This is a genomic window from Hymenobacter metallilatus (genome assembly GCF_003944705.1).
In the GTDB taxonomy this organism is placed as follows: domain Bacteria; phylum Bacteroidota; class Bacteroidia; order Cytophagales; family Hymenobacteraceae; genus Hymenobacter; species Hymenobacter metallilatus.
In genome coordinates, this window is the sequence record NZ_RWIS01000001.1 from 86,660 (window position 1) to 101,571 (window position 14,912).

Here is a 14,912-nt window from a genome sequence, read left to right on the forward strand (position 1 = left end):
GCCCCGCCGGATAAATCCAGCGGGGCTTTTCTCTACCATCAATACCAGCTTACAGCAGCACCGTTGCCAGAGGCGCGGCGGCGGCTACCTTGCCGCTCATTTCGCGCAGGGCGGCGGCAATGCCAGCGGCGTCGAAGCCGCACTCTTTATACAACTCATCCTGGGTGCCGTGCTCCACGATACGGTCCGGAATGCCGAGGCGCTTCACGGGGAGGCTGTAGCCGTGGTCGGCAAGGAACTCCAGCACGGCCGCGCCGAAGCCGCCGGGCAGGCAGCCGTCTTCTACCGTTACAATAGCCTTGTACCGGCGGGCAATATTATGCAGCATTTCCTCATCCAGCGGCTTACAAAAGCGCATGTCGTAGTGGCCGGGGTTGAGGCCCTCGGCTACCAGCTGCTGGGTGGCTTTCACGGCGTAGTTGCCGATGTGGCCGATGCTGAGCACCGCCACGCCTTCACCCTCGCGCACCACGCGGCCGGTGCCCACGGTAATTTTCTTCAGGGGCTTGCGCCATTCCGGCATCACGCCTTCGCCGCGGGGGTAGCGGATACTGAACGGGCCGGCGTTTTCGGGCAGGGTGGCCGTGTACATCAGGTTACGCAGCTCTTCCTCGTTCATGGGGGCCGACACTACCATGTTGGGAATGCAGCGCATGTAGGCCAAATCGTAGCAGCCGTGGTGGGTGGGGCCGTCGGCACCGGCAAAACCGGCGCGGTCGAGGCAGAACACCACGTGCAGCTTCTGCAGGGCTACGTCGTGCAGCACCTGGTCGTAGGCGCGCTGCATGAAGGAGCTGTAGATGTTGCAGAACGGCACCAGACCCTGGGTGGCGAGGCCGGCCGAGAAGGTCACGGCGTGCTGCTCGGCAATGCCCACGTCGAAGGCGCGGTCGGGCATGGCCTTCATCATAATGTTGAGCGAGCAGCCCGAGGGCATGGCCGGCGTCACGCCCATAATTGCGGAGTTCTGCTCGGCCAGCTCCACAATGGTGTGCCCAAACACATCCTGATACTTGGGCGGCTGGGGCTTCTCGTAGGTTTTGGTGTGGATTTCGCCGGTTACCTTGTCAAACAGGCCGGGAGCGTGCCACAGCGTCTGGTCCTTTTCGGCCAGCGCATAGCCCTTACCCTTCACTGTTACGCAGTGCAGCAGCTTGGGGCCCGGAATGCTCTTGAGGTCCTGCAAAATGGTGGCCAGGTGTTGCACATCGTGCCCATCTACCGGGCCGAAGTAGCGGAAATTCAGGGCCTCGAACAGGTTGCTTTGTTTGAGCAGGGTTGCCTTCATGGCCGACTCCACCTTGCGGGCAATCTGTTGGGGGTTGGGACCGAACTTGCTGAGCTTGCCCAGCACATTCCACAGCTCGTCGCGCACCTTGTTGTAAGTACGGGAGGTAGTAATGTCGGTGAGATATTCCTTGAGCGCGCCCACGTTGGGGTCGATGCTCATGCAGTTGTCGTTAAGAATAACCAGCAGGTTGGATTTCTCCACCCCGGCGTGGTTGAGGGCCTCGAAGGCCATACCGGCCGTCATGGCCCCGTCGCCGATGACGGCAATGTGCTGGCGGTCAAATTCCTTCTTATAATCGGAAGCTACGGCCATGCCCAATGCCGCTCCAATGCTGGTGCTGCTGTGGCCCACCCCGAAAGCATCGTACTCACTTTCGCTGCGCTTGGGAAACCCCGACATGCCTTTGTAGCGGCGGTTCGTAGGGAACTGGTCGCGGCGGCCGGTGAGTATTTTATGGCCATAGGCCTGATGGCCCACATCCCACACCAGCTGGTCGTGGGGCGTGTTGAAGACGTAATGCAGCGCCACCGTCAGCTCAACCACTCCCAGAGAGGCCCCAAAGTGACCACCATAAATGGAGACGGTATCAATGATAAATTGCCGCAGCTCCTGGCTCACCTGCACCAATTGGTCGGGACTGAGCTTTTTCAGGTCGTCGGGGGAATTAATTTCCGCCAGCAGGGCACCAGGTTCGACAATCATGTGCAGAAGGTAGAAGGGGGAATAAGTAGCGAGGCAACAGCAAAGCTACACGGAAGGTTATGGGTTCCGCCAACTCAGCCTGACACGATGGACAAAGTTACGGGTTTTCCGTTCCGGCGGTTGGGACGGAACGGCATTCCAGCCGTATCTGTCATCCTAAGCAAAATGCAGGAGCTTATCACGTATGAATGAGCCGAGCGGTAGTCACCCAAACATGATAAGGCTCCGGGCTCTGCTCGAGGCGCGAAATGCTCTGAATGTATAGGTGCGCTTCCTGCTTAACCCTACTTTAACACCCTACCCTGCCCAAATCCGTACCTTTATCCGCCCCACCCAAACCCGCCGGTAATGCCCCAGCTCATCAAACCCCAGGCCGAAGACCAGCAGCTGCTCGACAAGCTCCGTCCCTCGCGGATTGTGCTGCCGGTGTTGCTGGGTCTGAGCGTGGTGGGCTTCATGTTCTGGCGCAGCTACCAGCCCGGCGACCTAGCCCCCCTGGCCAATGCCAAGCCGCTGTGGCTGCTGCTGATGCTGGTGGTGCTGGTAGCCCGCGACGCCGGCTACGTGTACCGCATCCGCTACCTGACCGAGAAAGTACTCAGCTGGCGGGCTGCCCTGGATGTCATCATGCTCTGGGAGTTCTCGTCGTGCATTCTCCCCTCGGCGGTGGGCGGTACGGCGGTGGCTCCGGTACTGCTGCACAAAGAGGGCATTCCACTGGGCAAATCGGTGGCCTACATTATGGCTACGGCCATGCTCGACAACCTGTATTATGTGCTGATGGTGCCGCTGGTGGTGCTCATTGGGGGCGACGCGCTGTACCCGCACGAGGCCTTGCAGGGCGGGCTGGTGGCCACGCTGCGGGTAGGGTTTGTGCTGAGCTACGTGTTCGTGACGGCCTACGCTCTGCTGATGCTGTACGCCATTTTCGTGAACCCGCAGGCGGTGCGGCGGCTGTTTATCCGGCTGTTTTCGGTGCGCGGACTGCGGCGCTGGCGCAATAAGGCCTACCAGCACGGCAACGAGCTGGTGCTGGCCTCCCAGCAGCTGCGGGGCAACGGCTGGGGCTACTGGCTGCGGGCGGCCCTGAGCACGGCCTTCGTCTGGACGGCCCGCTACCTGGTTATCGGCTGCCTGATTGCGGCGTTTATCGACGTGAGCTGGCCAGAGTTCTGGCTGATTTTCGGCCGCAACCTCACCTACAAGGTTATCTTATTGATTGCCATTACGCCGGGTGGGGCGGGCATTGCCGAGGGCGCGTTTCCTACCTTCTTCGGCAAGTTCATCGGCACCCCCACCATGACCAATTTCATGGTATTACTCTACCGTATCGTTACGTATTACCTGTATCTGGTGCTGGGGGCCGTATTCCTGCCCCGCTGGATAACGCGCATTTACGGCAAGCGGAAAGCCGAGCAGGTCCTGCACTCTTAACGGTCATTCTGAGCAAAGCGAGAAATCTGGCTTTACCACCTCACTGGTATACCCCAGATTTCTCGTTACGCTCAGAATGACATGTTTTACTTCCCGGCTTCCAGCGTTGGGGCCGGCTCGGCAGGCACGGGGCGCTGGTAGGTTTGCCAGAACTCGGGGCGGTAGGGCACTTTAGAGAGTTGCCAGAGTCCGCCGCCGCGCAACTCCGGCTTCTGCTTGGGGTCTGGTAGCTCGGCCGCCGGCACCCGCGTGGGCGGCGCGTAGTATACCTGGCAGGCATTCTGCGTGTAGAACGGACTACCGCCTAGCACATGGCCAACTACCTGGGCCTGGGCTACGCTGGTGGAGGCATAATAGCGGCCGGAATTGCCGCGTTGGTACGTGACGATGTGCGTGGCGCGGTGGTCCTGGAATACGGCGGAAAACAGCCGGGCGGTGAGGTTATGGCGGCCGTAGTACTTGTGCGCAAGAGCGTTGACTTCGGCCGTATCGTGCTGCCAGAAACCCTCGTAGCGCACCACGGCGTAGTCCTGCTGACGCACGTACACTTTGCCCGAGTAACCCCTCACGAAGCTCAGGCCCGTTGCGCGGTGGCTGGCCCGCTTGGCGGCAAAGCGAATCACGTACCACGTATCAACACCGTGTTGCTCAATGGTATCCAGCCGGAGCCGGAACTTGCCCAGCGTAGCGGCTTTGAACAGCGGCGAAACCCGCACTGGGTCGAAGCCGCCAGCGAAGCCGTAGCCGCCCTCCCTGTATACGTCCCAGGTATCCTTCCCTGTGATTAGCCGCTTTTCCTGCACCTGGTGAACCGGCATCTTTTCCAGCATCAGAAAGCCCCCGGCCCAGTGCCGATACTCGGCGGGCGTCCATTCCTGATTGGTGTACTCTATTTCGTGACGCAAGGTGTCGTACCCCGTAATGCGCCGGTGCGTGTACCCCTGCTGGGTGTAATCCTGCTGCTCGTAGTTGGCTTCGGCAGCTTTTATCACCTTTTTCATGATGCGCCTCGGGTCCTGCGACTGGGCACTCACGCGCACATTGTCCAGGGCGAAGGCGGCGGGCGCGAGGCGCACGCTCAGGGCGGCGGTACTCTGGGCGGCTACGGTAGCCGGCTCGTAACCGATGCTGCTCACCTGCACCAGCTCGCCCCGGCGCGTTTCCAGCCGGAAGCGGCCCTGCTCGTCCGTTACGGTGCCAGCGCTGCGGGCGGGCACGGCCACCGTGGCAAAGGGCACCGGCTTATTGGTTTTTCCGTCGAGAATGGTGCCGCTGAGTGTAAGGGCCGCGCCGCTTTTGGCCGGGGCTACCAGCCGGGCGGCCGGGTTCAGGTGGCCGGGGGCCGAGGGCACCAGAGTTGCCGCCACCGGAGTTTCTGCCGCCGTGGCGGAAGCTGCTACCGCGCCGTGAGGTGGGTTCACTGTTTTCAGGAATAGAAACCCATCTACTACCTCGCTCCAGGGGCCGGTTTGCGGCTGGTACTCGAAGGCGTACGTGGTCAAGGCCTTGCCTTGGGCATCATGCTTCAGGCTTACGAAGCTGTACTCCTGCCCCTGGGCCAACAACTCGGCTTCCAGCGTGCCGGGAGCCGGCGCGGGCACGGGCAGGTACTTGCCCCAGGAGCCGAAACCGTGCGTGCCGCCCCCGGCCAGCGTGCCCAGCACGTACACGGCATCCTCACCCAGGGCAGCCTTTACGGCCCGCCCCATGGGTTTGTAGGTCTTGATTTCGGCATCAGCCAGCACCTCCACTTTATTGGCGAGGTGGGGCAATGCTCCCCAGCAGACCACTTTTTCCTGGGGGTGCTGGCGCAGATACCACAGCAGGTTGTCGGCCATCTGGGCGTCGCGGGGGTTGCTGTCGGTGGCCTTAAACTCAGTGGAGTCTTTCGTGCCGGGGTCGTTGGTGGCGTAGTCGTGGGCGGCGGCTTGCAGGCTACGCAGGTTTTGGAGCCAGAAGGTGGCCCGCTCGCGCCGCGTAGCATCGGGGCCGGTTTTCACCTTTTCCAGCAGCTTGCGGGCCTTGTTCAGCTGCATATCAAACACCACAATCTGGTGCGAAGGCGGAAATAGAAAATGCTCCCCCATCATGCTGATGCACTCCTCCAAATAGTCGTAGGCAATGCCGTCGGCTCCTTTTTCGGGCTTCAGAAATGCCTCCAACTCCTCCAGCAGCTCCTCCTGGTAGGCTCCGCTCAGCTGGTAGTCGAAGCCGGCCACGCGCAGCTTGCCGGGCCCCAGCAGCGGCAGTATCTCCCGAAACTCGCGGGTGCCGGTCCACACGCCAAACACGCTGTTATCCATGGCTTCGGCTGCCGGGGTGCCGGCCGTTAGCTGGCGCTGGGCTTTGTCCAGCTCATAAAAGCCACTCTCAAAGGCTACCGTTGTGAAGCCCATGCGCACCTGCAGGAAGCGCAGCAGCCGAACTTTAGCCTCGAACACGTTGCCCTCTCCATGGGTCGGCTCGCCCAGCATAACCACCCGCGCCCCGCCAATTTCCGGCCGCAGAAATTCCAGGTCGGAGAAGTTGGTATCGGTGGGGCTAATGCTGCGGACCGGATGGGTAGTAACAGGTGCGCTTGCCGCTGCCACCGGAAGGGGAGCGTTCTGCGCCAGCAGCGGCCCCGCCAGCACACTCAGCCAGCCCGCCAGAGCCAGCACTCGGATAGAAAACATAGTAACCCTAGTATGTAGTGAGCTGGCAAGCTACGTACTTCCGGCAATAAGCATCAAAAAAGCCCCTCTGCTTGTTGCAGAGAGGCTTTCTGAGTTTTTGGACTACTATACAAACCTAGCAGCAGGGTTATTCTTTTTCGAGCTTCAACTCGGCACCCGTGGGCGCTTTCAGCGTCAGCTTGTCGTCCGTAAGGGTTACCACGTCGAACGTATTGCTTTGAGCAGCCCCTTCGGGCGTCATGGTAATTTTCTTGGCCGCCTGGTCGAAGTCGTATTTACCATTCACGGCTCCCGTGGGCGAGGTCATATTGTATTGCCCGTTGGCGAAGAAGGTGATACGCTCGTCTTCCTGGGCATCGGTCTGCTTTACTTTGTCGCCGGTGGAGCTCAGTTCTTTATCCGTTTTCCAGACTTTGCTCTGGGTGCCATACAACATATTTACGCCTTCTACTTTGCCCTCCTTGCTGCCGCAGGAAGCAGCCGTGAAGAGAACCATCAATACCAGCAGGCTGGCCAGGAGGCGGAAGGGAGAGGTCAGGGTTTTCATGGGGAGAATGAATGGGATGAAGGATGTAGCAAACGCAACGGCCACCAAGGCCGACAATGCGCTTACTACGGCAGGGCCGAAGAAGATGTTCGCCCCGGCGACAACTGCCCGTCCCCGCAGAATACAGTGCCGCTACAACTTTGGGAAAACCAGTGCCAGTGCTCCTAAGGCAGACCCCTGCGCGGAATACGGTGCAGCTACAACCTATTGCCTGCCACGGCGTAAGAAGCCTGTGACTGCCCGCCTCCGTGGTCGGTTGTCGGTGCTTCCCCTCCCACTTTTAACGCTTCTGCTCCCATGGGACTCTTTGATTTTCTCTCGAACGACGGCGAAAAAAAACCCGTTGAGCCCGCTAAACCGGCCGCCGGTGGTGCTACCGACTTCTTCGGCACCAACCAGCCTGCCGCTACCGAAGGCGAAACCTACACCGTAGTAAGTGGCGATTCGCTGTCTAAAATTGCCCGCAACCATTACGGCGACGGCACCAAATGGCACCAGATTTATGAGGCTAATAAGAACATTATTGGCTCCGACCCCAACAAGATTGAAATAGGCCAGGTTCTGACACTGCCCAAGATTTCCAGCTAGCCGTTATTCTTGAAAATATGCAAAAAGCCACTCCGTACTGGAGTGGCTTTTTCTGTGTTTGCTCGTGTATTTTGTCCTGCTCCTCATTGCCCACCGTGCTGCCACACGCAGCCATTGAGGAGTTACTACCAGGCTAACCAACGGACTTCACTCGTAACTATACAGCCACTAACTTAGTTTTACAAAATTGACTATCAGTAGTTTGCGAGCTAAACCAGATAAACAACAAGCTTATGGAGCTGCTTAAAAATATTTTTATTTATTTTCACTTATTCCTTGCAGATATCAAATCTGCGTCTATACCTTTGCAACACCAACCCGGTACTCCCCCGCTCGCGGCGGGGTAGTTTTCATAGGATTTATACAGAAGTGGCGAGAGAACAGGCTCCGTGACCCACTGGCAACCTTCGACCGCGCGAAAGGTGCCAATTCCTGCCCGACCAGCCATCCGGCGGCGGGACATATAACTCAGGAGTACCATGGAAAACAACCCCGCCTTCGTTCTCACGCACCTCACCGCTCCAGCCGCCTTTGGGCCTGCTGTTTTGCCGTGGGGTTTTCGCGCTGCTCCTGCTACTTCTGCAGCAGCCCGCCGGATGCGAATGCGCTGCTGTAGCAGCGCGTGTTGTTGCTGTTGCTAGCCTGAATCCGGCTCCGCAGCCCCTCCCCTATCAGTAGCTTCGCCCAGACCGATGGTATCGGCTAACCGGTACCCGGTAAGCCGGCCCACACCTTTCGCGGTTCGTTGCCAGTTGTCTGGCTGACTGATGCTGGTGCGGCTTCAGCTCCGCTTACGGCGGCATTTCGGCGGTTTTCGCCTTTCCCCATCCATATCCAACGCCTTCTAACTCAGCCTTGCCATGTCCACGCAAAACCTCCACTTCGAAACTCTGCAACTCCACGCCGGCCAGCAGCCTGACCCCGTAACCGGCTCCCGTGCTGTGCCAATTCATCAGACGACCAGCTACGTGTTCAAGAGTGCCGAGCACGGCGCTAACTTGTTTGCCCTCAAGGAATTCGGCAACATTTATACCCGCCTGATGAACCCCACCACCGACGTGTTTGAGCAGCGCATTGCAGCCCTCGAGGGTGGTGTGGCCGCACTGGCGGTAGCGTCGGGGCAGGCAGCGCAGTTCATTGCCCTCAATAATATTCTGCAGGCCGGCGACAACTTTGTCTCTACCTCTTTTCTGTACGGAGGCACCTACAACCAGTTTAAGGTGGCTTTCAAGCGCCTGGGTATTGAAGTACGCTTTGCCGATGGCGACAAACCGGAAAGCTTCGAAGCCCTGATTGACGGGAATACCAAGGCGTTGTATTTGGAAACCATTGGCAACCCGGGCTTCAACGTGCCCGATTTCGAGCGGATTGCCGCCATTGCTGAGAAGCACGATTTGCCGCTTATCGTGGACAACACGTTTGGGGCAGGTGGCTACCTGTTCCGGCCCCTGGAGCACGGCGCGCACATTGTGGTGGAGTCGGCCACGAAGTGGATTGGCGGCCACGGCACCAGCATCGGGGGCGTAATAGTGGATGGCGGCAAGTATGACTTCGGCAATGGCAAATTTCCGCAGTTTACCGAGCCTTCGGACGGTTACCACGGGCTGGTATTCAACGACGTATTTGGCAAAAATGGCCCATTCGGCAACATTGCCTTTATTATCCGGGCCCGGGTAGAAGGCCTGCGCGACTTTGGCCCCTCGCAAAGCCCCTTTAACTCTTTCCTGCTGCTGCAAGGCCTGGAAACGTTAAGCCTGCGCGTAGACCGCACCGTGGAAAATGCCTTGCGCATTGCCACCTGGCTGGAGCAGCATCCGCAGGTAGAGGCCGTAAACTACCCTGGTTTGAGAAGCAGCCCCTATCACACGCTGGCTCAGAAGTATCTGAAGCGGGGTTACGGAGGCGTGCTGACTTTCGCCATTAAAGGCTCCAAGGAAACTGCCATTCAATTCATTGATAACCTGAAGCTGGTAAGCCATTTGGCCAACGTGGGGGATGCCAAAACCCTCATCATCCAGCCCTCGGCAACTACCCACCAGCAGCTTTCAGAGGAGGAGCAGCGCGCCGCCGGCGTAACGCCTACGCTGCTGCGCATATCAGTGGGCATCGAGCATTTTGAGGATATCCGGGCCGATCTGGCCCAGGCGTTTGAGGCCGTCCGTAACGCCGCCACCCCGGACACCGACAGCACCCTGCTGCCGGAGCCGGCAACCGAACACGCTGCACCGCTGGAAGTCTAACACAGCTTGAGAGGGGTTGAGGTGGCCGGAGGAAGGTGAGAGAGCCTCCGGCTGCACAGCTTCCAGCACGCAGCGCGGGCACCCGTTTCGGGATTTTGTGAGAGAGAAACCCGAAAGACCAGTGGTGCCCGCACTTATTAAGTAATGAGAGTTGAGTGAGGAGGTGAAAAGAGCGTCATGCTGAGCATGGGCCGCATCAGGTCACAGGCCCATACTCAGTATGACATTCTACCGTCAGCACGCGGGATACTTCAACGGTGCCTCTGCATGACGGGCTGTTTACTCACCTATCACCTGTCACGATTTCCCTCATCCTTTCATTATTCAACTCTTATCACTCAACTCTCAATTCCATGTCTTCCGAAAACTCCCATGTGTTTCGCCTGCCCCGGCCGCTTCGGCTGGAAACCGGGTCTGTGCTACCGCACGTGGAGGTAACCTACCACACCTACGGGCAGTTGAGCCCCACCCGCGACAACGTGCTGTGGGTGTGCCATGCCCTCACTGCCAACTCCGATGTGCTGGAGTGGTGGCCTGGTTTGGTGGGCCCCGGCTGTCATTTCGACCCAAGCGAGTGGTTTATTGTGTGCGCCAACGTGCTGGGCTCCTGCTACGGCACTACGGGTCCGCTCACGCCCGACCCCAGCAGCGGGGAGGCCGCTTACCAGCAGTTTCCGCTCGTCACCATCCGCGACATGGTGGCGGTGCATGAGGCCCTGCGGGAACACCTGGCTCTGGCCCGGATTCATACCCTGATTGGGGGCTCTCTCGGGGGGCAGCAGGCAGTGGAATGGGCCGTGCAGCGCCCGGCGGTGTTTGAAAACCTGGTGTTGCTGGCTACCAGTGCCCGGCACTCCGCCTGGGGCATTGCCTTCAACGAGGCCCAGCGGCTGGCCATCCTCGCCGACCCCACCTACCACCAGGGCACCCCCACTGGGGGCGCGGCCGGTTTACGGGCGGCCCGGGCCGTAGCCCTGCTTAGCTACCGCAGCCACCACGCCTACGGCAGCACTCAAACCGACCAGGATGAGGCCAAAATCACCGATTTTCTGGCCAGTTCCTACCAACGCTACCAGGGCGACAAGCTGGTGGCCCGCTTCGATGCTTACAGCTACGTAGCGCTTAGCCAGGCCATGGACTCCCACAATGTGGGCCGGGGCCGGGGCAGCGTACAGGCGGCACTGGGCCGCATTCGGGCCCGCACGCTGGTGCTGGGTATTACCTCCGATGTGCTGTTTCCGCCCCAGGAGCAGCAGATGCTGGCCCGCTACATCAAAGGGGCCATGTACGCCGAAATGGACTCCCAGTACGGCCACGACGGTTTCCTGATTGAAACCGCCCAAATCACCCATTTTCTCGAACGATTCTACGTCCAGACGTATGTCCATTAACCTTGCCTCCCTGCCTGTTGCCTCCGTATCTGCCCCCGCCCAAGCGTGGCGGGTTGGCTTGATCGGGTTTGGCTGCGTAGGCCAGGGCTTGTACGATATTCTGCAGCAGCGCCCAGAAGCGGCTTTTACCATCAGCCGCATTGCCGTAAAAACGCCGGGCAAAGAGCGGCCGTTGCCCGCCGAGCGGTTTGAGTTTGATGCCGACGCCCTAGTGGCCGATGACTCCCTGGATGTGCTGGTGGAAGTAATTGACGACGCTGACACGGCTTTTCGGCTGGTAAGCGAGGCCCTGCGCCGGGGCCGGCGCGTGGTTACGGCCAACAAGGCCATGCTGGCCCGCCACCTGCCGGAACTGGTGCAGCTGCAGCGCGCCGGCCAGGGCACATTATTATATGAAGCGGCCGTATGCGGCAGCATTCCCGTCATCCGTACCCTGGACGCCTACTTTGGGCAGGAGCCGCTACGCCGCCTCACGGGCATTCTGAACGGCTCTTCCAACTACGTGCTGACCCGCATGGGCGAGGATGGCTCCGACTACGCGCCGGCCCTGCGGGAAGCCCAACAGAAGGGCTTCGCCGAAACCGACCCCACCCTGGACATGGCGGCCTTCGACCCGCGCTCCAAAGCCGTATTGCTGGCCGCACATGCCTACGGCTCTTTCCTGAACCCCGAGCAGGTGCTGAACCTGGGCATTGAAGGTATCAGCGCCGTGGATATTGCCTTTGCAGCCAGCCAGGGCCAAAAAATTAAAGTAGTAGCCGGCCTGCAGCGCCTGGCCGATGGCCGCGTAACTGCCCTGGTTACCCCCCAGCTAGTTGGCCCCGAGTCGCCGTTGTACACCGTCGACCATGAGTTTAACGGCGTGGTGCTGGAGGCTGATTTTGCGGGTGAGCAGTTTTTGCGGGGACGCGGGGCCGGGGGGCACCCCACCGGCTCGGCCGTACTTGCCGATTTGGCCGCGCTGCGTCAGGGTTTCGCCTACCAGTATCCTAAAACCGCCACCCCCGCCGAATACGCCTCCGATCTGGAAGTGGAGATTTACCTGCGCACCGACGAGGACCGCCTGATTGACCTGCTGGACTTCAGCGAAATATCAGAGGAAGCCGACGAGGACGAGTACGTGGTGGGCTACGTAGCCCTGGCCAACCTCATCCGCCACCGCGACACCCTGCGCAAGTACGGCGCCTTCGTTGTACGCACCGGCCGCCTCCGCCCCGTCAGCAATGAGGTGTTGGTGGCCGAGGGTTCAGCGGAATAAACCGAAAGCGTAGAGCCAGCTGCTGCTGCGAGCAGGGCGGCACAATCGGTCCTTTTCGGAGGTAGAAACTCAGAAAAACGAAAAGCCCCTGCTGTCCGAGTGACAGCAGGGGCTTTGGTGTACATAGGGCGGGTGGTTTACAACGCAAAGCCTTTGTTTCGCGTGTTGCCAACTTCATCGTTTCCATACTGCCGGAAATACGCGAAGCAAAGGCTTCGCCCTACTGCGCCGGTGCCGCACCACTAGTCTCCGGGGCTATCAGGGCTGGCCGCCGCACTGAATCGGGCATAGCTTTCAGCAAATCGGGCTGCCAGACCAGCTCGGGTGGCGAGGGTAGCTGCACACTGATGCGGCGCGGCAGGAGCATGGCCGTAACCTGGGCAGTACGGCGCGGATTGAGGGCGGCCGCCAGCAACGGCCCAGGCGCACCGGCACCCAGCAGCGGCCGCAGAAAGTCGCGCACGGTCACGAAAGCTGAATCGATATACGTGGGCTCAAAGGAGTACGGGACGTGCCCGGCCCCGCGCAGGCGGCGCAGCACATTGGGCACCCCCACGGTGTTGGCACGCACCCGCAGCGCCCCGCTACCATACACGAGCTGGGCCGGCAGCTGGGCCCCAATGGTGCCTTTGGCGTAGGGTACCAGCCCGTCGCGGGTGCCGTGCACGCTGCATAAAGGCGGGTCGCCGGCTTCCAGCCAACTGGCCCGGGCCAGCGCCCCACACAGGTTGATTACCCCCCGGGGCCGGCTGCTGAATTTGGCATTGCCCCCCGTGCCTTCCAGCCCGCCCAGGGCCGCTACATTTAGGTAAGCGGGCACTTCGGAGGCTTTGTTGAGGTAGCCGGTTTGCAGGGCCATAAAGCCCCCGGCCGAGGAACCGCCCACAAACACGTACTGCGGATGCACCCGAAACTTGCGGGCTGTGGCGGCATCGTGGCGGAAAAAGCGCACGGCGGCACGCATATCCTGGGTGGCCCGGATGGCCGCCCGACCAATGCCCACGGTGTCAAACGGGAAGAAATAGAGCCGGTAATCAATGGTAGCGGCCACGTAGCCGAGGCGGGCCAGGCGGGTGCACAGGGCCGTCATTACGGCATCGTCGCGGGTACCCGTCAGGAAGCCGCCCTCGTGGGCCAGCACCACCAGGGGGCGGCGGCGTACGGTGTCGCCCTGGGGCTCATATACGTCCAGGTACAGCGTCTGGGGCAGGCCCAGCATGGTGGTGACGTGGGCAAACTCCACGTTGCGCCGCACCTGCACCTGCCGGAACAGCGGGCGGTGGTAGCGGCCGTGGGTAGTATCGATGGGTGCAGGTGGCTGCGCCCGGACCCCGAAACTCAGCAATAACAATACTCCAAGCAGCCAACTGTATTTCATGCAAAAAAGCAACGACCATGGAGCCGTTGCTTTTCCAAAGATACTGCCAGTTTGCCGGCCGGTGTCCTCAAATTTCTACTCGAATACAATGCGGCGGGCAGCCAGTCCCGGCGCCCGCACCAGGTAGATACCCGCGGGCAGAGCTTCCCGGCGAATGAGCAGCGTGGGGTGCTCCCAGCGCAGGCGGCGCACTACGCGGCCAGTGGCATCGAGCACCTCTACCGGTTGCGGCCGAAACGCCAGCGCCGCCGGCCACTGTACTTGTACGGTTCCTGTAGCCGGTACCGGGTAGGCGTGCGGGGTAATGGCGGCGGCGGCCTGGGTGGCTGTTACAGTACCTGGCTGCCGAAGCAGAGGCCGCAGAAAATCCCGGACAAAGCGCATGGTGGTATCCATGTATGCCAGGGCGGTGGCACTGCTGCCGCTGTAAGGCACATGGCCCGCCCGCCGAAAGGAATATAACTGATTAGGAACGCCCACAGCCGTGGCCCGGGTTTTCAGAATAGCGCTGCCGTAGACTTTCTGGGGCGGCAGGCCGCTGCCTACAGTACCGGCCCCGTAGGGCACCACGGCATCATTGGTGCCGTGCAGGCTTACCAAGGGTACGTTGCCGGCTTCAATCCACCAGGGGCGCCCCAAGGCCCCGCACAGGTTGATGACGCCCCGCACCGTGCTGCTGTAGCCTGGGTTGCCACTACTGCCCTCCAGTCCTCCCAGCGCCGCCACACCAATGTAGGCGGGCACTTCGCTGTCCTTGTCCAGATATCCGGTTTGCAGGGCCATAAAGGCGCCGGCCGAGGAACCACCAGCATATATAAAATCGGGGTGGATGCGGTAGGTTTTACTGGTGGCGGCATCCCGCCGGAAAAAGCGCACGGCGGCCCGCATATCCTGGGTAGCCCGGATGGCCGCCCGGCCAATGTTCAGAGTATCGAAAGGCAGAAACAGCAGGCGGTAATCAATGCTGGCCGTAACATAACCCATGCGGGCAAAGCGGGTGCACAGCTCTACTATTTCCGCATCGTTTTTATTACCAGACACAAACCCTCCCCCGTGGGCAAATACCAGCAGGGGCCGACGGCGCACGGTGTCGCCCTGGGGTTGGTATATATCCAGCCGCAGATTCTGGTTGTTGCCCATAAAATCGGTGGCGGCCCCGTACGTGACGTCCTGGGTGCGGATAACGCTAGTAAAAACCGGCCGGTAATATCGTCCGCCGGTAGTATCAATGCGGGTTTGCGCCGCTACCGTTGCTACACAACCCAACCACCCGCAAAACAGAGCAAAAACAAGTTTTTTCATAGGATAGCAGTGTATGACTTATGCAATATAAAATATAACTCTTTTAATCAAAATTTTTCTTTTTCTAACAACCACCCAAAGCACAATGGTGGGGTATGCACCTATT

At 60.2% G+C, this 14,912-nt stretch carries 10 protein-coding genes and 1 riboswitch; of the genes, 5 read left to right on the forward strand and 5 right to left on the reverse strand.

Annotation, left to right across the window (positions count from 1 at the left end; all coding sequences use genetic code 11):
- Nucleotides 1–49: 49 nt before the first annotated feature.
- A complete protein-coding gene (dxs, locus tag EI290_RS00345; protein ID WP_125425509.1) occupies nt 50–1,993 on the reverse strand; it encodes a 1-deoxy-D-xylulose-5-phosphate synthase in 1,944 nt (647 codons plus the stop codon).
- Between the two features lie 348 nt (nt 1,994–2,341).
- Between dxs and EI290_RS00350 the strand changes: the two genes are divergently transcribed.
- The gene (locus EI290_RS00350) at nt 2,342–3,427 is read left to right on the forward strand and encodes a lysylphosphatidylglycerol synthase transmembrane domain-containing protein (protein ID WP_125425511.1); all 1,086 of its coding nucleotides are present in this window, start codon (nt 2,342–2,344) and stop codon (nt 3,425–3,427) included.
- Nucleotides 3,428–3,513: 86 nt separating this feature from the next.
- Here EI290_RS00350 and EI290_RS00355 read toward each other — a convergent pair whose 3' ends face one another.
- Nucleotides 3,514–6,102, reverse strand: a complete 2,589-nt coding sequence (locus EI290_RS00355) for an erythromycin esterase family protein (RefSeq protein ID WP_125425513.1) — start codon at nt 6,100–6,102, stop codon at nt 3,514–3,516.
- A 127-nt stretch (nt 6,103–6,229) separates the two neighbouring features.
- Complete coding sequence (locus EI290_RS00360) at nt 6,230–6,649, reverse strand: hypothetical protein (RefSeq protein ID WP_125425515.1); 420 nt, start codon at nt 6,647–6,649, stop codon at nt 6,230–6,232.
- A 297-nt stretch (nt 6,650–6,946) separates the two neighbouring features.
- On the opposite strand from EI290_RS00360, the gene EI290_RS00365 reads away from it, so the two are divergent.
- The 4 genes from EI290_RS00365 to EI290_RS00380 all read left to right on the forward strand — a co-directional run bounded on the left by EI290_RS00365 (nt 6,947) and on the right by EI290_RS00380 (nt 12,126).
- Nucleotides 6,947–7,237 carry a LysM peptidoglycan-binding domain-containing protein gene (locus tag EI290_RS00365; protein WP_125425517.1) on the forward strand — a complete coding sequence of 97 codons (291 nt, stop codon included), beginning with the start codon at nt 6,947–6,949 and terminating at the stop codon, nt 7,235–7,237.
- A 356-nt stretch (nt 7,238–7,593) separates the two neighbouring features.
- A riboswitch (SAM riboswitch) is annotated at nt 7,594–7,707 on the forward strand.
- 390 nt (nt 7,708–8,097) lie between these two features.
- Nucleotides 8,098–9,477, forward strand: coding sequence for an O-acetylhomoserine aminocarboxypropyltransferase/cysteine synthase family protein (locus EI290_RS00370; protein ID WP_125425519.1), 1,380 nt, complete (start codon nt 8,098–8,100; stop codon nt 9,475–9,477).
- Nucleotides 9,478–9,830: 353 nt separating this feature from the next.
- On the forward strand, nt 9,831–10,868 hold the full coding sequence (gene metX, locus EI290_RS00375) for a homoserine O-acetyltransferase MetX (RefSeq protein ID WP_125425521.1): 1,038 nt from the start codon (nt 9,831–9,833) through the stop codon (nt 10,866–10,868).
- Nucleotides 10,858–12,126, forward strand: coding sequence for a homoserine dehydrogenase (locus EI290_RS00380; RefSeq protein WP_125425523.1), 1,269 nt, complete (start codon nt 10,858–10,860; stop codon nt 12,124–12,126). The genes metX and EI290_RS00380 overlap by 11 nt, the downstream gene beginning before the upstream one ends.
- A 220-nt stretch (nt 12,127–12,346) precedes the next feature.
- On the opposite strand, the gene EI290_RS00385 is transcribed toward EI290_RS00380, so the two are convergent.
- A complete protein-coding gene (locus EI290_RS00385; protein ID WP_125425525.1) occupies nt 12,347–13,504 on the reverse strand; it encodes an alpha/beta hydrolase in 1,158 nt (385 codons plus the stop codon).
- 75 nt (nt 13,505–13,579) lie between these two features.
- The gene (locus tag EI290_RS00390) at nt 13,580–14,806 is read right to left on the reverse strand and encodes an alpha/beta hydrolase fold domain-containing protein (RefSeq protein ID WP_125425527.1); all 1,227 of its coding nucleotides are present in this window, start codon (nt 14,804–14,806) and stop codon (nt 13,580–13,582) included.
- Nucleotides 14,807–14,912 lie beyond the last annotated feature (106 nt).